At 60.4% G+C, this 22,889-nt stretch carries 24 protein-coding genes; 4 read left to right on the top strand and 20 right to left on the bottom strand.

Annotated features, from left to right (window positions below):
• Positions 1-81: 81 nt before the first annotated feature.
• Positions 82-1,080, top strand: a complete 999-nt coding sequence (locus B9Y51_RS01580) for a quinone oxidoreductase family protein (RefSeq protein ID WP_342742319.1) — start codon at positions 82-84, stop codon at positions 1,078-1,080.
• A 119-nt stretch (positions 1,081-1,199) separates the two neighbouring features.
• Here the strand turns inward: B9Y51_RS01580 and B9Y51_RS01585 are convergent, their stop codons facing one another.
• The 9 genes from B9Y51_RS01585 to infC all read right to left on the bottom strand — a co-directional run bounded on the left by B9Y51_RS01585 (position 1,200) and on the right by infC (position 9,720).
• Positions 1,200-1,826 (bottom strand): hypothetical protein, encoded by a 627-nt coding sequence (locus tag B9Y51_RS01585; RefSeq protein ID WP_085528573.1) that lies wholly within the window; start codon positions 1,824-1,826, stop codon positions 1,200-1,202.
• Between the two features lie 64 nt (positions 1,827-1,890).
• Positions 1,891-4,443 (bottom strand): phenylalanine--tRNA ligase subunit beta, encoded by a 2,553-nt coding sequence (gene pheT, locus B9Y51_RS01590; protein WP_085528574.1) that lies wholly within the window; start codon positions 4,441-4,443, stop codon positions 1,891-1,893.
• A gap of 3 nt (positions 4,444-4,446) precedes the next feature.
• On the bottom strand, positions 4,447-5,577 hold the full coding sequence (pheS, locus tag B9Y51_RS01595) for a phenylalanine--tRNA ligase subunit alpha (RefSeq protein ID WP_048679087.1): 1,131 nt from the start codon (positions 5,575-5,577) through the stop codon (positions 4,447-4,449).
• A 111-nt stretch (positions 5,578-5,688) separates the two neighbouring features.
• Positions 5,689-6,123 carry a (deoxy)nucleoside triphosphate pyrophosphohydrolase gene (locus tag B9Y51_RS01600; RefSeq protein ID WP_085528575.1) on the bottom strand — a complete coding sequence of 145 codons (435 nt, stop codon included), beginning with the start codon at positions 6,121-6,123 and terminating at the stop codon, positions 5,689-5,691.
• Positions 6,124-6,126: 3 nt separating this feature from the next.
• Positions 6,127-7,083 (bottom strand): cation diffusion facilitator family transporter, encoded by a 957-nt coding sequence (locus B9Y51_RS01605; RefSeq protein ID WP_085528576.1) that lies wholly within the window; start codon positions 7,081-7,083, stop codon positions 6,127-6,129.
• Between the two features lie 66 nt (positions 7,084-7,149).
• Positions 7,150-8,085, bottom strand: a complete 936-nt coding sequence (locus B9Y51_RS01610) for a TrmH family RNA methyltransferase (RefSeq protein ID WP_085528577.1) — start codon at positions 8,083-8,085, stop codon at positions 7,150-7,152.
• Positions 8,086-8,238: 153 nt separating this feature from the next.
• Complete coding sequence (gene rplT / locus B9Y51_RS01615) at positions 8,239-8,619, bottom strand: 50S ribosomal protein L20 (RefSeq protein ID WP_048679098.1); 381 nt, start codon at positions 8,617-8,619, stop codon at positions 8,239-8,241.
• Positions 8,620-8,709: 90 nt separating this feature from the next.
• Positions 8,710-8,904, bottom strand: a complete 195-nt coding sequence (rpmI, locus tag B9Y51_RS01620) for a 50S ribosomal protein L35 (protein WP_030016127.1) — start codon at positions 8,902-8,904, stop codon at positions 8,710-8,712.
• A 138-nt stretch (positions 8,905-9,042) separates the two neighbouring features.
• Positions 9,043-9,720 carry a translation initiation factor IF-3 gene (gene infC / locus B9Y51_RS01625; protein ID WP_048679103.1) on the bottom strand — a complete coding sequence of 226 codons (678 nt, stop codon included), beginning with the start codon at positions 9,718-9,720 and terminating at the stop codon, positions 9,043-9,045.
• 343 nt (positions 9,721-10,063) lie between these two features.
• Between infC and B9Y51_RS01630 the strand changes: the two genes are divergently transcribed.
• The gene (locus tag B9Y51_RS01630; RefSeq protein ID WP_048679106.1) at positions 10,064-10,516 is read left to right on the top strand and encodes a DUF1844 domain-containing protein; all 453 of its coding nucleotides are present in this window, start codon (positions 10,064-10,066) and stop codon (positions 10,514-10,516) included.
• A gap of 87 nt (positions 10,517-10,603) precedes the next feature.
• On the opposite strand, the gene B9Y51_RS01635 is transcribed toward B9Y51_RS01630, so the two are convergent.
• The 7 genes from B9Y51_RS01635 to B9Y51_RS01660 are packed head-to-tail and all read right to left on the bottom strand — an operon-like array spanning position 10,604 to position 15,348.
• Positions 10,604-11,461 (bottom strand): SseB family protein, encoded by an 858-nt coding sequence (locus B9Y51_RS01635; protein WP_085528578.1) that lies wholly within the window; start codon positions 11,459-11,461, stop codon positions 10,604-10,606.
• Positions 11,461-12,204, bottom strand: coding sequence for a bifunctional 1-(5-phosphoribosyl)-5-((5-phosphoribosylamino)methylideneamino)imidazole-4-carboxamide isomerase/phosphoribosylanthranilate isomerase PriA (gene priA, locus B9Y51_RS01640; RefSeq protein WP_085528579.1), 744 nt, complete (start codon positions 12,202-12,204; stop codon positions 11,461-11,463). Before priA ends, B9Y51_RS01635 begins: the two co-directional genes overlap by 1 nt.
• A 6-nt stretch (positions 12,205-12,210) precedes the next feature.
• Positions 12,211-12,378, bottom strand: coding sequence for a hypothetical protein (locus B9Y51_RS11200; protein ID WP_173834725.1), 168 nt, complete (start codon positions 12,376-12,378; stop codon positions 12,211-12,213).
• Complete coding sequence (gene hisH, locus B9Y51_RS01645) at positions 12,378-13,136, bottom strand: imidazole glycerol phosphate synthase subunit HisH (protein ID WP_085528580.1); 759 nt, start codon at positions 13,134-13,136, stop codon at positions 12,378-12,380. Before hisH ends, B9Y51_RS11200 begins: the two co-directional genes overlap by 1 nt.
• Positions 13,136-13,750 carry an imidazoleglycerol-phosphate dehydratase HisB gene (hisB, locus tag B9Y51_RS01650; protein ID WP_085528581.1) on the bottom strand — a complete coding sequence of 205 codons (615 nt, stop codon included), beginning with the start codon at positions 13,748-13,750 and terminating at the stop codon, positions 13,136-13,138. Before hisB ends, hisH begins: the two co-directional genes overlap by 1 nt.
• 57 nt (positions 13,751-13,807) lie before the next feature.
• The gene (locus B9Y51_RS01655) at positions 13,808-14,923 is read right to left on the bottom strand and encodes a histidinol-phosphate transaminase (protein WP_048679118.1); all 1,116 of its coding nucleotides are present in this window, start codon (positions 14,921-14,923) and stop codon (positions 13,808-13,810) included.
• 23 nt (positions 14,924-14,946) lie between these two features.
• A complete protein-coding gene (locus B9Y51_RS01660; RefSeq protein ID WP_048679120.1) occupies positions 14,947-15,348 on the bottom strand; it encodes a LysM peptidoglycan-binding domain-containing protein in 402 nt (133 codons plus the stop codon).
• A 276-nt stretch (positions 15,349-15,624) separates the two neighbouring features.
• On the opposite strand from B9Y51_RS01660, the gene lexA reads away from it, so the two are divergent.
• Positions 15,625-16,338 (top strand): transcriptional repressor LexA, encoded by a 714-nt coding sequence (gene lexA, locus B9Y51_RS01665; protein WP_085528582.1) that lies wholly within the window; start codon positions 15,625-15,627, stop codon positions 16,336-16,338.
• A 99-nt stretch (positions 16,339-16,437) separates the two neighbouring features.
• Here the strand turns inward: lexA and B9Y51_RS01670 are convergent, their stop codons facing one another.
• Positions 16,438-18,588: an ATP-dependent DNA helicase gene (locus B9Y51_RS01670; RefSeq protein WP_082156654.1), complete on the bottom strand. Its 2,151-nt coding sequence runs from the start codon at positions 18,586-18,588 to the stop codon at positions 16,438-16,440.
• Positions 18,512-20,074 (bottom strand): GTPase HflX, encoded by a 1,563-nt coding sequence (gene hflX, locus B9Y51_RS01675; protein ID WP_048679125.1) that lies wholly within the window; start codon positions 20,072-20,074, stop codon positions 18,512-18,514. The genes B9Y51_RS01670 and hflX overlap by 77 nt, the downstream gene beginning before the upstream one ends.
• A gap of 167 nt (positions 20,075-20,241) precedes the next feature.
• Between hflX and B9Y51_RS01680 the strand changes: the two genes are divergently transcribed.
• Positions 20,242-20,847, top strand: coding sequence for a class I SAM-dependent methyltransferase (locus tag B9Y51_RS01680; protein ID WP_048679129.1), 606 nt, complete (start codon positions 20,242-20,244; stop codon positions 20,845-20,847).
• 30 nt (positions 20,848-20,877) lie between these two features.
• Here the strand turns inward: B9Y51_RS01680 and dapF are convergent, their stop codons facing one another.
• On the bottom strand, positions 20,878-21,777 hold the full coding sequence (dapF, locus tag B9Y51_RS01685; protein ID WP_245826046.1) for a diaminopimelate epimerase: 900 nt from the start codon (positions 21,775-21,777) through the stop codon (positions 20,878-20,880).
• A 126-nt stretch (positions 21,778-21,903) separates the two neighbouring features.
• Positions 21,904-22,824 carry a tRNA (adenosine(37)-N6)-dimethylallyltransferase MiaA gene (gene miaA, locus B9Y51_RS01690; RefSeq protein WP_085528891.1) on the bottom strand — a complete coding sequence of 307 codons (921 nt, stop codon included), beginning with the start codon at positions 22,822-22,824 and terminating at the stop codon, positions 21,904-21,906.
• Positions 22,825-22,889: the final 65 nt, after the last annotated feature.

Raw genomic sequence — 22,889 nt, forward strand, 5'->3', positions numbered from 1 at the left:
GATTTATGCAACCTCATAAATGTTTATGCATTGTGAGGCTAGAATGACGGAAGATCACTGTCTCGTCGGAAGGAGCCGACCGTGCCCGATCAGATCCCCCAGAAGATGTCCGCTCAGTGCGCACCGCGCAGTGGAGGGCCCGAAGTCTTCGAAAAACGTGAGGTCCCGGTCCCTCAGCCCAGCTCGACACAACTGCTCGTGCGGACGGAAGCCACCGGCGTCAACTTCATCGAAACGTATCAGCGCTCCGGTGTATATGACGTCGAATATCCATTCATCCCCGGTTCGGAGGCGGTCGGAACGGTCGTTCACGCCGGTTCAGCGACCACGCATGCGAAGGTTGGCGACAGAATTGCCACCAGCACGGCACGTCAGACCTACGCCGAATATTTCGTCGTCGAGGATGAACGTGCCGTAACGCTGCCGGAGGGTATTGATCCACGCGAAGCTGCGTGCCTCCCGCTTCAAGGCGTCACCGCACACTATTTGGTGCGCTCCACCTATCCCGTTTCGGCTTCCGACACGGTGCTCTTTCACGCTGGCGCGGGCGGAGTTGGAGGTTTGGCCGTGCAGATGATGAAGAACCTTGGCGCCACGGTTATTGCGACGGTTTCCACGGATGAAAAGGAAAGCATCGCCCGTGCTCACGGCGCAGACCATGTAGTTCGCTATGAGGGCTTCGGAGCTGCGGTTCGAGAGTTAACCGACGGGCGCGGCGTCGACGTCGTCTACGATTCCGTGGGCCGGACGACCTTCGAGGAGTCCCTTTCCACTCTCAAACCTCGAGGCATGGCCGTGCTTTTCGGCGGTGCCAGCGGCCAAGTTCCTCCCTTTGATCTGCAACGGTTGAATTCCCTCGGCTCCTTGTTCGTCACCCGACCCTCCATTGGCGATTATTTGCGGGATCGCCGCGAACTCGAGTGGCGCATGAACGATCTGTTTGAGGACGTTCTCGCCGGCCGCCTTAAGACGTCGCTGGACACAACGTTCCTTCTCGAGGAGGCCACCGAGGCACACCGCTACCTCGAAGATCGGAAGACACGAGGAAAAGTTCTCCTTGTACCGGATTCGCTCGGATAGACCCCGACGAACGACTGGGGTATTCACAGGGGTGAACACCCCACTGGTTTGAAGAAAGAGACGAAGAGGGCCGCCCGGCAAAACGCCGGGCGGCCCTCTCTCGGTTAGTGGCTCACGCTTCAGAGGTTTCGGACGGCGTCCTCTTCCTGGCGCGTCTTCTTGACCGCGAAAATGATGCTGTAGACCCCAGCGGCAAATACGACAATGGCACCCACGATTTCCAGCCAGCCGATCCATCGGGACTTGGCGATGCTTCCGTCGGTGACCGGGGACAAGGATCCGGCGTCGTCGGTCTTGACGACCTTCATGACACCGTGATCCACCGCGACGAGGGCATCGATTTCCTTCGGGAAGTCGGAATCCGTATTCCCGGTTTGGGTTCCTCGGAACTGAACTTGTTGGCCGGGCTTAACGTCCGCGGGGTCGTTCACTCCCCCATCGAATTTTTGATAGGAGACATTGCTGTCCTGCGGCAAGTTGCCCTGGTACACGCCATTAAACGTCTTGGTCTTCAGATCGTCCGTTGACGTAATGAACTCCCCTGAGATGACCCAGGAATGCCCGGCGTACGGTTGATCTTCCCGTGCGTCGGCCAGAGAACGTACACCGCCGTACATCAAGAGGCCGCCAAGAATCAGCGCAACCAACACGATGACGACGCCCAACCAGCGCCACTTGGAGCGATGACGCAGGCTCAGCCCTGCCTGTTCCTCGTCTTCGTCAAAGCCAAAGAAATCTTCGGACACGATTCTCCTCGTCTACCGGGTCAATTGGGGAAGCCGGCGTCATTACGGTGGACTCCGCGTGAGTCTACCCGCGCATGACCGCCGCGTGTCGGTGTGACGCGAGGTCGATCGCAGCTTGACGTGCCTCACTTGCTTCGTCGTTCGTCAACGTGCGGTCAGGCGCGCGGAAACGCAGGGCGAAGGCCAGGGATTTGTGACCGGGCTCGATACCCTCTCCGCTGTATTCATCGAAGACTCGAACGCTTTCGAGCAATTCGCCCGCACCTTCGCGCAGGGTCGCCATGAGCTCCGCGGCCGGGAGCTCAGAATCCACCACGAGAGCCACATCCTGCGAAACGGCGGGATAGCCAGAGATCTCCTGAGCCTCGACCGGATGACCCGCGTTCTCGGCGAGTGTGTCGAAGTTCAGTTCCATGGCAACCGTGCGTTCAGGAAGATCGCGGTCCTTTGTCACTTGGGGGTGCAACTCGCCGGCGAATCCGAGGTGACGGCCTCGGGCGTCCAAAAGTTCGGCGGTGCGGCCGGGATGAAAAGCCTGATGACGACCTTGCCGGATGGTGATGTCCACGCCGATCGAAGCCGCCGCCATCCGGGCGGCGTCGAGGGCATCCTGCCAGTCGTATGCCCGGGGTGTCACACCCGGTGACGGCTGTGCGTCATGGCCACAGAACATCGCGGCCAAGTGTCGCGGCTGATGCGGCAACCCAGCATTGAGGTCCGCCAAGACCCCCGCATCGGGTTTAACACCAACGGCCGGAATGTTCTGGGTGCCCGAGTGCTCGCCGGGGTGGAACACCAGAGCCGACTCGAAGAGCGCCAGATCCCTAAAGCCACGTGCGTGGTTCCGCTTCAAGACCTGAGCCAAACCAGGCAGCAGCGACGTTTGTAGGTAGCCCTGGGATTCGCTGATCGGATTGGCCAACTTTACGGCGCGCACCGTCGTTCCTGCCTCGGCGGCACCAAAGAGTTCGTTGTCCGCCGGGCTCACGAACGGATAGGAGACCGCTTCCGTCAATCCAGCCGCTGCGAGCGCGTCCGAAGCCCGACGGCGCGCCGCCTGGTGGACGGTTAGGCCGCGGCCGCTCGGGGGAACCGGCAAGCGGGACGGAATTTTCTCGTAGCCAGTCAAGCGGGCAATCTCTTCAACGAGATCTTCGGCCTCAGACAAGTCCGGACGCCATGAGGGCACCGTGACCTGTAGGACCTCACCTGTACGAACGACCTTCGCACCGATCTCTTGAAGGATCTTCTCTACGTCCGATTCGGAGACGTCCACCCCGATGAGACGGCTCGGGTAATCCAAGGCCATGTGGATTTCATGCGGGAAATAGTGTTCGAAGACGTCCGTGACGCCATCCTCGGCCTGGCCTCCGGCAAGTTCCTCGAGCAATTCAACAGCACGTTGAGCAGCCGCGGCGGAAGCCAGTGGATCGACACCGCGTTCAAAACGCTTGGAAGCCTCCGACGGAAGCTTATGTCGACGGCGGGTTCGGGCAATGGATACCTCTTCGAAGCGCGCAGCTTCAACCAAAATCCGACGGGTCGAGGCCGTGACCTCGGTGGATCCTCCGCCCATCACGCCTGCCAGGCCGATGGGTCCCGTCGCGTCCGTAATGAGTAAGTCTTCGGGATTGAGCTTGCGTTCCTTGCCATCGAGGGTCGTCAGCGTCTCGCCTTGTTGGGCTCGACGAACCACGATGTCTCCCTGGATTCGGTCTGCATCGTAGAAATGCAAAGGTTGACCGAATTCGAGCATGACGTAGTTCGAGATGTCCACGGGCAAGGAGATTGACCGGATACCGGCCAGACGGAGGCGAGAGGACATCCACGTGGGGGTCGGCGCCGTCGGGTCGATGTTCGCGACAGTCCGGGCGACGAACCGCGTCGCTCCAAGCCGCCCGTGAATCGGGGCGTCGTCGTCGAGGACCACGTGGTGTCCGGCCCCATTGTCCTGAGGGACTCGCTGATTGACGGCCTCGACGGGGTCCGTGAACGGCTCGTTGATCGCGTGGCAATACTCGCGGGCAATCCCCCGGATAGAAAATGCATACCCGCGGTCCGGAGTGACTTCCACCTCGGCGGCTTCGTCGTCGAGCCCCAGGAGCTGCAGGGCATCCGAACCAATTTCTGGGTCCAGACCGAGTCTCGAAAGCACCAAGATCCCGTCGTGGTCTTCGCCAATGCCCAGTTCCCTGACGGAAGCGATCATGCCGGCGGAGACGTGGCCGTAGGTCTTACGGGCGGAAATCGCGAAATTACCCGGCAAGACGGCGCCCGGTAAAGTCACGGCGACTTTGTCGCCGGGGGCGAAGTTGTGAGCGCCACAAATAATGCCCTGCACGCCGGAAGGCTCAATTCCCGGCCCAGTCAAAGTTTGTTGCTGGCCTTCGGGGACCACTCGAACGGTGCACCAATTCACGGTCTTCCCGTTGGAGTGTTCCTCGGGCTCCATGGTGAGGACCTGGCCGACGACCACAGGGCCGGAGATTTCATCCGACGGCCGGTGAACGGCTTCTTCCTCGAGACCGACCCTGACGAGCGTCTCCATGACATATTCGGCCGAAGCTCCTTCGGGCAGCGGAGCGTACTCACGCAGCCACGACAAGGGAATACGCATTTATTAAATCTCCATCCCAAAGTGTTCGCTGAAGCGGATATCGCCTTCGATCATGTCGCGCATATCGGTCACGCCATTACGGAACATCAGCGTTCGTTCAATTCCCATTCCGAAGGCGAAACCCGAATACTTCTCGGGATCTACCCCACCGGCTCGGAGGACGTTGGGGTGGACCATGCCGCAACCGCCCCATTCGATCCATTGCGGCCCGCCCTTAGCGTGAGGCACCCACACGTCCATCTCTGCCGACGGTTCGGTGAACGGAAAGTAGTGCGGGCGAAGCCGAATCTGAGCTTCCGGACCGAACATCTGACGCGCGAAGTGCTCCAGCGTTCCCTTAAGGTCGGCCATCGTGAGATCACGATCCACTGCTAACCCTTCAATTTGGGTGAATACAGGAGTGTGAGTCGCATCCAGTTCGTCCGTGCGATAAACGCGGCCCGGACACACGATGTACAGCGGTACATCGCGCTTGTGGAGGGCACGCATCTGCACCGGTGATGTGTGGGTGCGCAAGACTAAGTGGGCGTCTACCGGATCAACGAAGAACGTGTCTTGGAGTTCCCTGGCGGGGTGATCCGGCTTGAAGTTCAGGGAATCGAAATTGAACCATTCCGACTCGACTTCGGGACCGTCTTCAACTTCCCATCCCATCGACACGAAAATGTCTGCTGCGCGTTCCTGCAAGGTTGAGACGGGGTGACGTCCCCCAATATGACGATGTCCGGAACCGGACGTGACGTCCACGGCTTCTTCGACCAAAATTCGCTCGGCGTGTTCGGCCTCGAGAACTTCATTCCGGGACTCGAGAGCCTGAGTGATGCGTCCCCTGGTTTGCCCCAAGAGCTTCCCGATTTCCTTCTTAAATTCATTGGGCAAAGATCGCATATGACGATTCGCCGCGCTGAGGCCCGATTTCTCCCCGGTAAATCGAAGGCGAACCTGCTTGAGCGATTCGAAATCCGGCGTGTGGTTTTCGATGCTCTCCAGGGCCTGCCGCGTCTCGTCGGCAAATGCCGCACGCACACGTTCCAGGCCGCCATTCGGATCCTTTTCCAGGACGCCGGCTACATCCTCCAGTACGGGATCGGGGCCCGCGGATGGCACGACGTTTTCCGGGGAGGCTTCAGTCATGAACAACTCATCTCTAGTGATATTCGACGTGTTGGGGATTGCCTGAGAAGCGCGTCCACCATGGGACATGCTGACCTCGAGCACATCCAGTCTAGTGGATGTGGCAGGCCCTCAAGCCAACCTGTGGATGAGCGCCTCAACGATCGGGTAATCCGCCGGAATCCAATCCAGGCCGAGAAGCCCTTCGATGTCGTCCAGTCGATGCCAGACGAGCTCGCTGTGATCTTCGAGGGGCCTGGGAACACCAGACACGACGGTTCCTATGAAGACCCGCATCGCCAACCGCTCATTCAACGGCCACCCTTGAACGTGAGGGCCAGGCACTTCGTCCGTCAGCCTCGCCTCGACGCCGAGTTCTTCCCGTAGTTCGCGCAAAAGTCCATCGACGTCGTCTTCTCCCGACTCAACTTTGCCTCCGGGGAACTCCCATAAGCCTCTCAAGGCTTCTGGGGCTGACCGACGGGCGATCAGCAATCGCGTTGGGGTCGCGACGTCGTCGACCAATGCGGCGCCCACCACCTGGATCGGGTAGTTTCGCTCCGCCATGCCTTAGAGCTTCTCCTCCGATTCCGGGGTGGGCTTACTCGACGTGTAATCCTCGCGGTAAATATCCGGTTCGATGTAGACCATCTGAGCTTGGCTCACGGCCTGACGGATCCGGGCTTCCGTGGCGTTGATGGCCTCCACGAGTTGAATAGCGCTGACATCGCCTTCGACGGAAATCTTTGCCGCGACGAGCAATTCTTCCGGCCCTAGGTGCATAGTCTTCAAGTGGATCAGGCCGATCCCCGCCTCAGACTTAATAGCCTCACGGATGCGCCGATCGGTTTCGGGCGAGGCAGACTCCCCCACCAAGAGAGATTTAATTTCGACGGCCAAGAAAATCGCGACCACAACCAAGAGAACACCGATGGCAGCCGAACCGGCCGCGTCCCAGCGGCCGTCTCCGGTGATGACGGTCACGACCACGCCGATGAGGGCGAAAAATAGCCCCGCCACAGCCGCGGAATCTTCCAACATGACCACCGGCAACTCGGGCGACTTAGCTTCTCGCAGGTAGCCCAACCATGAGCGCCGTCCACGCTTCTCTTGCGCTTGTTTGTTGGCGACGAGGAATGAACGCCCCTCCAGCAGGATCGACCCCACGAGGACGACGATCGGCACCCACGCCCATGAGTCGATTCCGTGCGGATCATGCCACTTTTCCCACGCCTCGTAGAGGGAGAACAAGCCGCCCAAACTGAACATCACGATCGAGACCAGGAAGGCGTAAATATATCGATTTTGCCCATGCCCGAATTGGTGTTCGTCATCCGCCTTCTTACGCGAGGCCTTTCCCCCGACCAGCAGAAGGAGCTGGTTACCTGTGTCAGCAACCGAATGGATCGATTCCGCCAACATGGACGACGACTTGGTGAGTAAGAAGGCACCAAACTTGAGGACGGCAATGCCGAGGTTGGCACCCAGCGCCGCCATGATCGCTTTATTTCCGCCGCTATCGGCCATGTGGTTCCTTTGGTGGTGAGCTTCGATGAGGTCAGGTACGTGAGCAGGTGATGCCCGCGGCTCCAGTTATGGACGTCGCGCCCGCGCCGACGCGTAGAGGCAAACCGTTGCCGCCGTAGAAACATTGAGCGACTCTGCGCTGCCGTAGACCGGCACCGCAACTCGAGCATCGGCAAAGAGCTTCTCCTGCCGTGTGAGACCTTGCGCCTCATTGCCGAAGAGCCACAAGGTAGGCCTCCTCAGGTCGAGGGCATCGTCCCGGACGGGGGCTCCGGAGGCTCTATCCGCCGCAGCCTGATCGGAGAGATCGTCTACGTCGTGGTCGCCGTAACCGTCCGCTGCGAGAATCTGCATTCCGGTGGCACGAGCTCGTCCCACCAGTTCATGAATTTCCATGCCGAGGGTGACGGGAAGGTGAAAGAGAGAGCCGGCGGTCGAGCGCACGGCCTTAGGGTTGAGGACATCCACGCTCCCTTGGGTGGTGACGACGCCGTCTGCGCCTGCCGCGTCTGCGGCACGGATCAGCGTTCCCGCGTTGCCGGGGTCCTGCACCCGAACCAGAGCAGCCAAAAAGCCAGGGGTTGCACCGTCTGACCAGGGGTCGGCACGGAGGCTGGGGTCCTGGTGCGCGATGGCCAGCACGCCCTGCGGTGTTTGGGCATCGGACATGGCCTCTAGGACTTCTTCGGTCACCAAGCGAATGAACAGCTTGCGTGAAGACCCATTGGCCGACGGGGCCACACTGCCCACGGCTTCGGCAATGGCTTCAGCGAGATCATCGTGCCGTTCCAGTGCCCGTTCGGTGACGTATAAGGCGTCCAGGAGCGGCATAACCCGATGCGCTGCTAATGCTTCGCGGACACCTTGCGGCCCTTCGACCATGAACAGCCCCTTCTTACTTCGGGTCCGCGGCCGAGCTAGGGACGCAACGTCTTTGACCCTGTCGGCGGTCGGGTTGATGAGGGTGCGTTCACGAGAAAGCGAATCGATAATATCCACCATGTCAGGCTACCCGACGCCGGGCGGCCCATCTTCAGGCCATGAGCAACTCCAATTAACGCAACAACGCCGCCGCATCCGTCCCTCATGAGGGCGGGTGCGGCGGCGTCGTCATGAACAAAGCCGTTACGGCTGAGTCACAAGACCATGTGGTCCTTAGGCAACCTGAGCCGAGGTGTCCTCGGGCAAGTTCTTCTTCGCGATGTCGACCAAAGCCTTGAAGGCGGTCGGCTCGTTGACGGCCAACTCGGCCAGCATGCGGCGGTCAACCTCAACCTCAGCAGCCTTGAGGCCCTGGATGAAACGGTTGTAGGTCAGGCCCTCGGCGCGAGCAGCCGCGTTGATGCGCTGGATCCAGAGGCGACGGAAATCGCCCTTCTTCTTACGACGGTGGTCGTAGCTGTAAACGAGCGAGTGAGTGACCTGCTCCTTGGCCTTCCGGTACAGGCGCGAGCGCTGTCCGCGGTAGCCGGACGCGCGGTCCAGGGTTGTACGACGCTTCTTGTGGGCATTTACCGCCCGCTTCACACGTGCCACGTGTGTACTCCTAACTGTTCACCGGGCCAATTTTCTGGGCCCGTACATAAAATTCCGTGCTGCGGCTTGATGCCGCGGAAGCCCAGTGGACTACTTGGTCAGCATCTTCTTGATGACCTTGGCCTGGCCGCCCGTGACAATCTGGTCACTTGCGAGGCGACGGGTCAGGCGGGAGGACTTGTGCTCCAGGTAGTGGCGACGGTTAGCCTGCTGACGCTTGACCTTGCCCGATCCGGTCAGCTTGAAGCGCTTCTTGGCACCCGAGTGAGTCTTCTGCTTCGGCATATCTGCCGTTCTCCTTACGTTCTGTCCCGAAGATGCCCCTTGAGGCACCCTCGGTGGGCTTGCAACGACCGTCCAGGCCGCCGCTGTGGACCGTGCAGGGAGCATGCCCCGCCCCGTCAGTTTCCCGACGGGTGGCCCTTACTTGGCTGAGGGACCCGGCTTTGGCGCAGCCGACGGTGCGGATTCTTGCGCCTTCGCCTGTTCTTTAAGCTCGGCCGGCATGGCATCGGCCATGCTGTTCGACACGGGCTCGGCGGTGGTGGTATCGACACGTTCACGCGTCTTGCGACCTCCACCTTGCTGCTTCTGCTCGCGACGTGCCTGAGCACGTGCTTCCGCCTTATTGCGCAACGGACCGATCACCATGACCATGTTGCGGCCATCCTGACGAGGATTGGACTCGACGGTCCCCACCTCGGCGAGATCTTCGGCCATGCGCTCCAGCAAGCGAACACCCATTTCAGGACGCTGCTGCTCACGACCGCGGAACTGGATCATCGCCTTGACCTTGTCGCCAGCGGAGAGAAAACGCTTTGCGTGTCCCACCTTGGTTTCGTAGTCATGGGAATCGATCTTCAAACGGAAACGGATTTCCTTGAGCACCGTATTCGTCTGGTTCCGGCGAGATTCGCGAGCCTTGACAGCGGCTTCGTACTTGTACTTACCGAAGTCCATGAGCTTGCATACCGGCGGCTTGGCGGACGGAGCCACCTCGACCAGATCAAGATCCGATTCGCGCGCCAGACGCAGGGCGTCTTCAACGCGGACAATCCCAACCTGTTCACCGCTTGGGCCTACCAGGCGGACTTCCGGCACGCGGATACGGTCATTGATGCGTGGATCGCTAATGTGGCACTCCTGTGGTCAGTGGGTTTCCCCAATGTGTTCTTTCTGCGTGTCACGGACACAAAAAATGCCTCCGTCACATTCAAACGGAGGCGCATCCCCGATGATCACAACAAAACTCCCCGTGCATGGCACGAGGAACCCTGTGAATCGGGATGACCCGGCCATCGCATCGATGGGCGCGGGTGGGAGACGCATCTCCGCTTGAAACTCTTCAAGACTATACACCATGAATGACCAGGTATACAGGGTGATTCAGGTCAAACATTGCGTGACGACTTCTCGGGGCCGTCCAATATGGGAAGCTAGAACCATGAGCACCAACCCTTCATCTCAGGACTCCACCCCAGAAGAGGGCGGCGAGTCCACGTTCCGTTTCGCCGATTCCACGGCAGACTCCCCCGCCTCCGAGCCTTCGCCGGAGGAAGTAGCCGCGATTAACCAGCAGATGCGTGATATTGCCGATGTTGCGGCAGTCGAAGTCATCACCACCGCTGCCGTTCACATGATGAGCGCCGCAGCCGTCAAGTGTGGCCTCGCGGCCGAGGAAGATGCCGCCGAGGTCAAGGACCTGGACGAGGCGCGCAAACTCATCACGGCCCTCGCGGGATTAGTGACGGCCGCCGCACCTGAAATTGGGTCGCAGCATGCCGGGCCGCTTCGTGATGGATTGCGGTCCTTGCAGTTGGCCTTCCGTGAGGCTTCCATTGCGCCGGATGCGCCCGGTCAGGGACCGGGAGAAAAATTCACCGGCCCCGTTTACTGACGGACATTCATACAAGCGAAGGCCCCAGCGGAAATTTCCGTTGGGGCCTTCGTGCCGAGGCGGCGACGTCATCCGATATTCGGTCGCCTAACGTGCCTGAGTGAGACGGATGTCTGCCGAATCCACTCGTTCAGCCAACAAGGCATCTCGCGAGAACCTGGACTGAAATGACTCGACGACGTGGTCGAGCTGCTCCTGATCGAGGCCTGGCTCGAGGGACAATTCGATACTCAGCTCCGGCCCGGGGCCGCCCCCTGGTAGCATCCTGCCGGCACGATCCCGCGACCCCACTCCTCGTCCAGGAAACATGGCTATGGACGCAATACTCTTCTCTGGCCTGGCGCATTCCTTGAGAGCAGTGAGAACCTCAGGGTCGGAATACGATGGATTCCACCGTTGACCTTTGGCGATCGCCCACATGGCGGGCCTCCGCACCACAAAGGTGATGTCGCCTCCCGGATTGAGCACCAGGAGCTGGTTTTCGTCTTCCACAGCAGATAGTGCGATTTTCCGTGATGCTGCAGCGACGGGTCTGGCGTCACTGTGCCACGAGGTGAGGCCGTCCACGCTACTGAAAACAGGCATCGCCTTGCGGCCGTCGGGCGCTTCGATGCTCACGAGGGCCATGTCGGCTTCTTTGTCCGCGACCAGCCCCTCCTCCGTGATTTCGGATCGAGAGATTTCAGCCACGACCGGAGCGAAGAGCCGAACATCCGCCAGGGCATCCACGACCAACTCCTCGGGGATGTCGCCCTTCTCGAACCGCGTCAAGGCGTCCGCCAACGACGCCGGGGTGGTCCCGTCGTCGTCGGGGAAGGCGTGCGTGTGTGACGTTCCCTCACCGAGGTTGCGCCCTTCCCAGGCTTGGCCACCGGTGTCCGTTTCTCTGCCTGCACTCGCCAGCTGGGCCTTGATGTGTTCGGGTAGCTCCCGTGGAGAAGTCATCAGGCCTCCGGACGTCCAGCCACTTCGAGGGCCTCCGAAAGCGAGAATTTTCCGGCGTAGAGGGCTTTGCCGACGATGGTTCCCTCGACGCCCTGAGGCACCATCTCTCGCAATGCCTTGAGGTCGTCGAGGCTCGAAATGCCGCCAGACGCAACCACCGGCTTGTCAGTGCGACGCGCGACGTCACCGAGGAGCTGGGTGTTGGGCCCCTGGAGGGTTCCGTCCTTCGTCACATCGGTTACGACGAAGCGGGAGCAACCGTCGTCGTTGAGACGGTCCAGCACCTCCCACAGATCGCCGCCTTCTTCGGTCCACCCACGAGCGGCCAACGTCGTGCCGCGCACATCCAGGCCTACCGCGATCATGTCGCCATGTTCAGCGATGACTCGACGCGTCCATTCAGGGTTTTCGAGTGCAGCGGTACCCAGGTTGATGCGAGCCGGACGGAGCTTGAGAGCACGGTCCAGAGACTCGTCGTCTCTAATGCCGCCAGACATTTCAATACGGATGTCCAGCCGTTCGGAAACTTTCTGGAGAACGTCGAAGTTATTGCCTCGTCCAAATGCGGCGTCGAGGTCCACGAGGTGCACCCACTCAGCCCCCGCTTCTTGCCACGCCAGCGCGGCTTCGACGGGATCTCCATATCCCGTCTCGGAACCAGCCTCACCTTGCACCAGCCGGACGGCCTGTCCATCGGCGACGTCGACGGCCGGCAGCAGTTGCAATCGTTGATTCTCAGTCATGGTTGGTTACTCCAGGGTCGTGACGTAGAAACCGTAGGCAAAGCTCGCCACGGCCAAGATCCAGAGGACCGCTTGCGCGATCACACTGATCTTCTGTTTGCGGAAAGAAATGGCACCCCCGGCGAGGAAAGCACCGAAGGTCATGAGCAATAGCCCAGATACGAGGGGACTCATCAGGAAGTTTCGTCCTTCCGGTCGTAACGTTCGGTCGTGAGATCGACGGGTTTTCCCGCTGACGCCAGCCGGCCCGTCCGAGGAAGGGTGCTCAACCAATTGCGCAACAGTCGTAATCCGGCCGACGACGATTTTTCCGGATGGAACTGCGTCGCAGCGAGCGGCCCATTCTCGACGGCGGCAATAAAGGGACCACCATGATGAGCCCACGTCACCTGCGGAGGCCTCATCTCTGCGATGGTCTGATCAAAGGACCAATCCTGAACACCATAGGAGTGGACGAAGTAAAATCGTTCGTCACGTATGCCCTCGAAAAGTCGAGATCCTTCGGGCGGGCTAACACTATTCCACCCCATGTGAGGGACAACCTCGGCCCGAAGTTTCTCGACGACGCCCGGCCATTCCCCTAGTCCCTCGGTGTTGATGCCGTGTTCCACACCGCGATCAAAGAAGACTTGAAGGCCGACGCAAATACCCAAAACAGGACGGCCTCCTGCGATACGGCGTCCGATCATTCGCGGTGCTCCTACGGCATGGAGCGCCTCCATCACTGCCGAAAACGCGCCAACGCCAGGAACCACCAGACCATCGGCCCCGAGCACATCCTTCTCGGCCTTCGACAAGATGACGTCGGCTCCGGCGGCTTCCAAAGCCCGCACGGCAGACCTGACGTTCCCCGCGCCATAGTCGAGGACGGTGACGGTCGGACGGGAGTCTGTATCCGACTGTGGAGTCTGGGCAGATGTGTCCGCAACCATCAGAGCGCGCCCTTCGTCGAAGGAATGCCATCCACCCTCGGGTCCGGTTCGACGGCTTGGCGAAGGGCACGGGCGAAGGCCTTGAACTGGGCTTCAGCAATGTGGTGGGGATCGCGTCCACGCACGAGATCAACATGGACGCAGATACCTGCGTGATTGGCGATGGCTTCGAAGACGTGACGAACCATCGACCCCGTAAAGTGCCCACCGATGAGGTGAAAAGCGAACCCTTCAGGCTCACCCTCGTGCACGAGAAAGGGTCGCCCCGAGATATCCACCACGGCACGAGCCAGAGATTCATCCAAGGGGACCGAAGCCGCCCCGAATCGACGAATGCCTCGTTTATCCCCTAGAGCTTCGCGAAGGGCCTCTCCAAAAACGATCGCCGTATCCTCCACCGTGTGGTGAACATCGATGTGGGTATCCCCCGTGCACTTGACGTCCAGGTCGATCAATGAGTGCTTCGACAACGCCGTCAGCATGTGGTCATAGAAAGGAACGGATGTATCGATCGTGGACTGACCGGTCCCGTCCAGATCGATCCGTACCGAAACGGACGATTCACTCGTCTCACGAGTCAGCGAGGCCGTCCTCGACGATGCAGAGGTATTCATGGGTTTCTCCTGCTGGTGATTGCCGATCTTATGAATCCAAGACCAGGCCTACGACGATTAAGCGGGCGATACTTGGCCGTGAAGATGGCGTTCGAGGCTGTTCAGGAATGCCGTCGTTTCTTCTTCCGTTCCCGCGGTGACCCGCAAGTATCCGGGGATACCGACGTCGCGAATGAGTACGCCATCCGAGAGTAAATCTTCCCACAGTGCATGGCTGTCTGTGACTCCGCCGAAAAAGACGAAGTTTGAATCGGACGATGCTGGCTTCAGGCCCAAAGTCGTCAACGTCTCGACGATCCTGTCCCGCTGATGCTTGATGTCTTCAACGTTAGAGAGAAGCTGATCGCAATGGCGTAAGGCCGCCAACGCCGTCGCTTGAGTCACTCCGGAAAGGTGATACGGGAGGCGAACCAGCATGATGGCGTCCACGACGCTCGGATCCGCGGCGAAATACCCAAGGCGAGCACCTGCCAAAGCGAATGCTTTGCTCATTGTGCGCGACACAATCAGGCGTTGCCTTCCAGGCAATAGGGTCAGCGCAGTTTGCTCAGGGTCACGCGCAAATTCAGCGTAGGCCTCGTCGACGACGACAATCCCGTTGAATTCCGATGCGGCGTCGTACACCGCTGTGATGACGTCCTGGTCAAGCCCCGTGCCCGTGGGGTTATTGGGCGAGCAGAGGATCGTCACATTCGGTCGATGCTCAGCAACCTGGCGAGCCGCCGAGTCAGCAGATAAGGAAAAATCTTCGGCTCGATGACCGGCAATAAATTCCGTGCTCGTGCCGGAGGCCAACAGCGGGTACATCGAGTAGGTCGGCGTGAAACTCAAGACGCTTCGACCCGGGCCTCCGAAGACCTGAAGAATCTGTTGCAGAATCTCGTTTGACCCATTGGCGGCCCACAGATTTTCGACGGCGAGGCCATGCCCCAGGTATGCGGCAAGCTCTTCACGAAGCGCAACAAAGTCTCTATCCGGGTACCGATTTAGCCCTTGAGCCGCGAGACGCACTCCATCAACAATGGCGTCAACGACTTCATCCGGCATCGGATGAGTGTTTTCGTTGACGTTCAAGGCGTACGGAACCTCGATCATGGGCGCCCCATAGGGCGATCTGCCCCTGAGATCTTCTCGAAGCGGCAGACTATTCATGGCGTCCAATGATGTACTCACGATCCCATCTTAAGGACCTGTGTCTAGCGGTTCGAAATCACCGGCACGATGAGACGCTGTCCCGGGTTGAGATTTCCACTGGTCAGATCATTCAAATCATCGATCTGACTGATGATCTTTCGGGTGTCGCCACCCGGGTCAACCTCTGACGCAATCTCCCACAGCGTTTCCCCGCTCCCCACGACGACAGTTTCGGTACCCCGACCTTCCGAGGACCCGCTGGCCGTGGCAGCCGCCGAGGCCAGGAAAAGCATGACGACGGCGGCCACACACAACGTCAGCGCGATGGTCGGAAGACCAATGAAGAGGAACCTTCCCCTGCGAGTGAGGGTCAGGTGACCACTGTTCGAACGGCGAGCGACTTCCGAGACAGTGGAGTGGTTCGTCAATTCCGCGGAACGCGGGGCGGCGAGTGCGGTACGCATCGAATGCTTCCTCCTGTAGATCGCGAGTGATCCAGATTCGAATATGTGTTCTAGTTCGTACATCTGTTCTACCAAATAATTCGAACACTGTCGACAAAAATAGAACACATGTTTGATTTGCCACCTTGACTGGCCTAGCCTGAGGGGTGACATGTCGGTTCGGCCGACGATCTTCGAATACCGGATCATTTATCCGTCATTCGTCGTCAGCGCCGGTCGTACTCCCAGTACACACAGGGGGACTGACAACTTAAGAACCCAGGGAAGGACGACCCGGTGGCCCCCCAGCTTCCTCAACAGGCCAAACCGCTCACACCGCGCCAGCGGAAGATCCTCGAGGCCATCTCTTCCTCGATCGCAACCCACGGCTATCCACCGTCCATGCGGGAAATTGGCGACCTCGTGGGACTGTCGAGTCTTTCGAGCGTGACCCACCAACTGACTCGACTTGAAACTCTGGGTCTCATCCGTCGAGACCCCAAGCGTCCCCGCGCCATCGAAGTTCTCTGCGATATGCCGCTCCCCCAGGACGGCATCCCGACATTTGGTGCGGGTTCGTCGAGTGACCAGGCGGAAGCGGACGTCGTCGAGCTCTTCCCTGCATCTGAGAATGAAGACACTGCACGTGTGCCGCTTGTGGGCAGCATCGCGGCTGGTGTGCCGATCACCGCGGAGCAGCACGTCGAAGACGTGATCCCTTTGCCGCGGCAACTGGTCGGCCAGGGCCAGCTCTTCATGCTGAAGGTCCGGGGCGATTCCATGGTTGAGGCAGCCATCTGCGACGGCGACTGGGTAGTCGTCCGACAGCAGAACACGGCCAATAACGGAGATATCGTGGCCGCGCTCTTGGATGAGGAAGCCACCGTCAAAACGTTCCGTCAGCGAGACGGGCATACCTGGCTCCTGCCCCAAAACCGCCAATACGAGCCGATCCTCGGTGACTATGCGACCATCATGGGCAAGGTCGTCTCGGTCCTTCGGTCGATCTAGCTTTTGGCGTCGGTCAGCAAAGGCCCTCGGCACAGTGATGTGCCGAGGGCCTTGTGCTCTGGACGACGGAGATGGTGATTCCGTGCGTCGTCAGCCTGCTTAGTCCGACGAGTGTTCCGCTAGCCTTCGCAAAGCCGCAGTCACCGTCGGCAGACGATCCGTGGTCCATAAGGGAGGCAGAGCCCCACGGAGAAATCCTCCGTAGCGCGCCGTCGCCAGACGAGAGTCCAAGACGGCGACGACGCCGCGATCCCCCTGGGACCGGATGAGGCGTCCGGCGCCTTGGGCCAGACGAATCGCGGCGTGATACGCCGAAACCGCCATGAAACCATTTCCCCCATTCGAGCTCACCGCGCGCGCCCGTGCCGAGGAGAGGGGGTCATCGGGACGCGGGAAGGGGATGCGGTCGATCATCACCAATCGACAGGACGACCCTGGTACATCGACCCCTTGCCAGAGACTCATGGTTCCAAAGAGACATGCGTCCTCGTCTTCGGTGAATTCCTTCACGAGCCCTCGGAGCGAGGATTCCCCCTGAACCAACACGTGCACATCGGAGTTTTGACGCACGTACTCGGCCGCTTGTTCGGCACCGCGTTTGGAGGAAAACAGCCCTAATGCACCGCCTCCGGAAGCTTCCACCAGTTGGAGGATCCGTTCGAGCTGTTCTTCGGAAACTCCACGTGCAGGTTTGGGCAGGTCCGCCGCCATATACAGCATCCCCTGCTTGGGGTAGTCGAAAGGCGAACCGACATCGAGCCCTTCCCAGGACGGGGCCTTCTCCCCTTTGAGGCCCAAAGACCCCGCAACGGCGTCGAAAGATTGCCCGATCGAGAGCGTCGCGGAGGTGAGAACCACTGTTCTGTCCTCGAATAGCCCCTCTCGCAATCGGGAGGCCACAGACAAAGGAGCCACATGTATCGTCGCCGGGTCCGTATCCGCCGCTGCGACGTACCCACGCCCAGGCTCCCATCCCCCCACTCGGCTAAGCCACACGACTTCAAAGACGCCGTCCGCCCCGAGAGTACGCTCGGCGAGCTCGAGAATTTCCGTCAACCGTGCACGGGCCATTTGACGTCCGGCGTCGGAATCCTTGGCTTCTGGCTTGGTGTCAGACAAGGCCGCCCTAGCCGCATCCCGGGTGAGTTCCATGGCCCGTTGGAGATCTGGGGTGAGCCCCTGAGGCATGAGTTCGGCAGGTTTGCCAGTGCACGCGGCGTCGAGGGCCTCCGCGGCAGACTGAAGGGGCTCAAAGGCTGCAGAAGTATTTTTCCGGACCGCGCGAGCAGCCGAACGCACCATGACCGGAGATATTGCCCCCGTCACGGCCCCGGTCACCCGGTCCACGAGTTCGTGGGCTTCATCGACGATCACGGTGTCGTGCTCCGGCAAGACCCCAATCCCCTCGAAGGCGTTGATCGCCAACAACGCGTGATTGGTAATGATGACGTCGGCCTCGCCCGCTTTGTGGCGAGCGAGCTCCGAGAAGCATTCCTCGACCAACGGACATTTTCGGCCAAGACATTCCGAAGCCGTCACGGAAACCTGCCGCCACGCCTTGTCCGAGACACCCGGAAGAAGCTCGTCGCGGTCACCGGTATCAGAGGATTCGGCCCATGACCTCAACCTCACGACCTCTTCCGCAAGACTCGAACCGGCCTGGTCCGGATGCCCCGAAGCCTTCGCGCCCTCGGAGTTCAGCGAGAAGAGGGCGTTCGGGTCTTCTTCGTCCGGATAACCACCTTCCAATTTGTGAAGACACACGTAGTTATTGCGCCCCTTCAACAACGCAACATCCACGGGGCGTTCCAGTTGGTCGTCCAGTGTTTCGAGTAAGCGGGGTAGGTCCCGATTGACGATTTGCGACTGCAACGCGAGCGTCGCCGTCGCAACAACGATGGGAGACTCCGACTCGATGGAGTGACGAATGGCCGGCACCAAATAGGCAAGCGATTTTCCCGTCCCCGTACCTGCCTGAACCAGCAGATGACGCTGCGTCTCCAGCGCTTGAGCCACGTGCGCGGCCATGTTCCGCTGGCCGTCTCGGCGTTGCCCTCCCGTGCGTTCAACGGCCACGTCGAGCAATTCGAGGGTGTCCTTGGCACCGGGCAAGGTTTCGGGTTCGCTGCCTTGTGGCGCGACGATATTCTCACGGTTCACCGAGTCCACGCCCCTACTCGGATGCGACAACGAAGTCGTGAAGCTCCGCGGCCATATCCGCACGCACGAGGACCGTGAGCCGTGTGCCATTCTCGTGGAACTCGGTCTCGAGGATCTCGGCGTCCCACGAGTGAAGGCGTGAAACTACTTCGCCATGGGTATAGGGCACGAGAAGTTCCATCCGCACGTCCGGCCGCGGGATGCTCTCCGAGATGAGTTGCTTGAGTTCTTCGATGCCCTCCCCAGTTCGCGCAGAGACCACGGCGTGTTGCGGTTCACGCTGACGGAGACGTTCGACGACGAAGGGGTCTGCGGCATCGGCCTTATTCAGAACGATGATCTCCGGTACGTCATGGGCATCGACATCCGCCAACACTTCACGGACGGCACGGATCTGTCCCTCCGGCTCGGGGTGCGAGACATCCACGACGTGCAGTAAGACGTCGGCGTCCGCGACTTCTTCCAAAGTGGACCGAAAGGCCTCGACAAGCTGAGTCGGCAACGACCGCACAAAACCCACGGTGTCCGAGAGCGTATAGCCAATTCCGTCGGGTGTCTCGGCCTTGCGGACGGTCGGATCCAACGTAGCGAACAGGGCGTTCTCTACGAGAACCCCTGCATCGGTCAGCCGATTCAGCAGTGACGATTTGCCGGCGTTGGTGTATCCCGCAATGGCGACCGAGGGGACATGATTCCGACGCCTGTTCAACCGTTTCGTTTCTCGAGCCGGCTTCATGGCGGCAATTTCACGGCGTAGCTTGGCCATCCGGCCACGAATGCGGCGTCGGTCCAGCTCGATCTTGGTTTCACCGGGACCGCGGGAACCGATACCCTCGCCGCCAGCGGCACGACCACCAGCCTGACGGGACATGGAATCGCCCCAACCGCGGAGCCTGGGTAACAGGTATTCCAACTGCGCAAGCTCCACCTGAGCCTTGCCCTCGCGAGACTTCGCATGCTGGGCAAAAATGTCCAGGATGAGCGCGGTGCGGTCGATGACCTTGACCTTGACGATGTCCTCCAGTCCGCGCCTCTGCGAGGGTGCCAACTCGGAATCGACGATCACGGTGTCGGCTCCCGTCGATTTCACGATCTCTTGGAGCTCTTGGGCCTTCCCGGAACCGAGGAAGGTACCCGGATCAGGCTTGAGGCGCCGCTGCACGAGCCCGTCCAGCACCTCGGAACCAGCAGTTTCTGCAAGGGCCGCAAGCTCTCGAAGGGAGTCTTCGGCTTCTCGTTGGGTTCCCTCCGACCAAATACCCGCGAGGACCACCCGTTCAAGGCGAAGCTGGCGGTACTCGACTTCGGTCACGTCTTCGAGCTCGGTCGAGAGTCCCTGGACTCGTCGCAAGGCCCGACGTTCGTCAAGTTCTTGTTGGTCCCCGTCGGCCTCGGTGTGACGTGTGCCTTCTTCGGCCAGTTCGGGCGCTTTATGCGCGAGGATCGAGGAATCACGTTCCTCGTCGGACGAGATACGCCCGAGGACTCGATCCACCGATGCCCTCAGCCGAGCATCACTCGGCGTGGAATCGCCGGAGTTGAGGTGGGATGATCCTGAGGTGTTGTCTTGGGGCATAATGCCTTTCTTGAGAACGTAGCGGATTCTGCCCGCCACGGTAGTATTCGGTAATTCTATCGGGAACGTTGAGCGATTGGGGCTCGGCGGGACGGTTGTGGATGAACGCTCGTCCGCATCCGATCTGCGGAAACGCAAAGCCACCCCATGCCGTAAAATCGGGCAACATGGCCGAGCACTACTTTTCATCCCACGATGGGGAAACCACCCGCACAATCCCCCTGAAGGTCGAGCTCGACGGCGTCGGCAGAGATTTGGTGACCGCTCCAGGTGTCTTCAGCCCGAAAGGCCTCGACAAAGGAACGGCCGTCCTTCTCAAAGAAGTCCCTGAACCTCAGGGAAATTCCCTCCTGGATATCGGTTGCGGTTGGGGCCCCATCACGCTGAGCCTGGCCCTCCGACGCCCGACCGCCAAGGTGCTCGGTATCGATGTCAACCAGCGAAGCCTCGACCTGACGCGGAGAAACGCCGAGTTGTTAGGCCTGACCAATGTTTCGGTCGGCCTCCCTGAAGACATCGCTCCGGACCAGCGATTCGACACGATCTGGTCCAACCCACCCATCCGGGTCGGAAAGGATGTTCTCCACGACATCCTTCTCACGTGGTTACCTCGGCTATCCCCGGGAGGACACGCGTACCTCGTCGTCCAAAAGAATCTTGGAGCTGACTCATTGATGCCTTGGATGAGCCAACATCTCGACGACTCCTTTGCGGTAACACGGTATGCGACCTCCAAAGGATTCAGGATCCTCCACGTCGAACGCGACCGCTGACCGCGTCAGAGACGAGAAGCCAACCCATCGTCACATCAGGACGACCCGACCCACGAGAGTCGCCGGGCCGGAGAGCACAATGTGTTCGAGGTCGTCCGGGCCCAGAACGAAGGTCGCCCCCAGAGAACCCCCGGGCACATCGATGATCCATTCATCCGGTGCATCCTCTCCCGCCCAGAAACGTGTGGCGGCCGCGGCGGCGCATGCTCCAGTACCGCAGGACTGTGTCTCCCCCGACCCGCGTTCATGGACGCGCATCGCGATGCGACCAATGGTTTCGCTTTCATCAGAATCGAGAGGAACCACGAACTCGACGTTTGTTCCGCCGTCGGGGTGGGGTCTGACCGTCGGGGCACTTTCCAGTCCGAGCTTTTCGAGCTTTTCTTCCCCCGCCAGAGCAACCACGGTGTGTGGGTTACCCATGGTGATTGAGAGCCCGGGTCGCGGCGTCTTGAGTCCACGAGCGGTCACGAGGGCGTCAGATCCGGAAGAACGGGCCTCTTCGCCGTCGATGAATCCCCAAGCTCCCATGTCGACGGCATATCCCGAGGCCACACGGGCCACCGTCTTGGCCCCATCTCGGGTACCGATGGTGAGGGACTGCCCTTCCTCCAGGCTCACGAGGCCCTCGTGGATCAAATAGTGGACGAAGGCGCGGACGCCGTTTCCACACATTTCCGACAGCGAGCCATCGCTATTTCGGTAGTCCATGAACCACTCGGCGCTCGAGTGTGATTCCACGACGGAACGGCCCTCAGCCAGATGTTCGCTGCGTATGGCTCGGATAAACCCGTCCGCACCGATTCCCTGATGCCTGTCGCATACGGCGGCCACCAACTCCGCGTCGAGAGCCAAGTTCCCTTCCGGGTCCGTCACGATCACGAAATCGTTACCGGTGCCGTGGGCCTTCGTCAGCTCGACGCCGGCCAACTCGCCCCAAGGGGAAGCCGATTGGCCCTCAGGCTTGGCTTCATCAGCGGAGCGCGAGGTTGCGGCGTCGTCTTGGGCAACGTCGTGGCGTGGGGTTTCAAGGCGATGAGAAGTCACCCGATTATGTTAGCCCTCGGTTGCCGTGCGGAACAGTTCGACGGCCGCGTTCACGTTCTCGGCGAAAGGGTCCGTAAAATCCAACCAGTTAATCCGTGGATCGGCCCGGAACCAGGTGATCTGGCGTCGGGCGAATTGGCGCGTCGCGACCATGGTCTCTTCCGCGGCTTCCGAAACATCCGCTTCGCCGTCGAGCACCCTCAAAAATTGACCGTAACCGAGAGCTTTCGACGCCGTCTTTCCCTCACGCAGCCCTACCTGGTCCAGTCTTTTGACCTCGTCCAGCAGCCCTTGATCCACCATCGTGTGCACGCGCCGGGCCAACCGCTCGTGAAGTAGGTGGCGGTCACCGTCCAGACCGATTTGCAGCGCCGGACGTGCGTACTCGCGCCGTGGCATGAAAGACGAGAAAGGGCGGCCCGTGACCTCGTGGACTTCCAATGCACGAACCAGACGACGGTCATCTTTGACCCGGGCGGCAGATTCTGGATCGACGGCTTTCAGACGATCCATGAGGGGACCTCGTCCCCGCGCGGTGAGCTCGTCTTCCAGGCGATGCCGAACCTGCGGATCGGTCCCAGGAAATTCCAAGACGTCCAAAGCGGCCCTCACATAGAGCCCGGAGCCGCCCACCACAATGGGCACCTTGCCCCGAGAAATAATGTCGTCGAAGAGCTGGCGTGCCATCGTCTGAAAGTCCGCGACCGAAGCCTCGTCTCGTACCTCAAGGATGTCGAGAAGATGATGGGGAATGCCCTCTCGCTCGGGGAGCGGCAGTTTCGCGGTGCCGATGTCCATGCCCCGATAGAACTGCATCGAATCGGCATTTACTACTTCTCCGCCGATCTCATGCGCCACGGCAACCGCAAGGTCAGACTTACCCGTGCCGGTCGGGCCCACCACGGCGAGAACCGGTACGTCGGGCGTCATGGGTGACGAGCCGAGCTTCTCCCCCGTGGGGCGCTCTTGTTCCTGATCATCACTCATCAGCCCCA

The sequence above is a fragment of the Kocuria massiliensis genome (assembly GCF_900169715.1).
Taxonomy (GTDB): domain Bacteria; phylum Actinomycetota; class Actinomycetes; order Actinomycetales; family Micrococcaceae; genus Rothia; species Rothia massiliensis.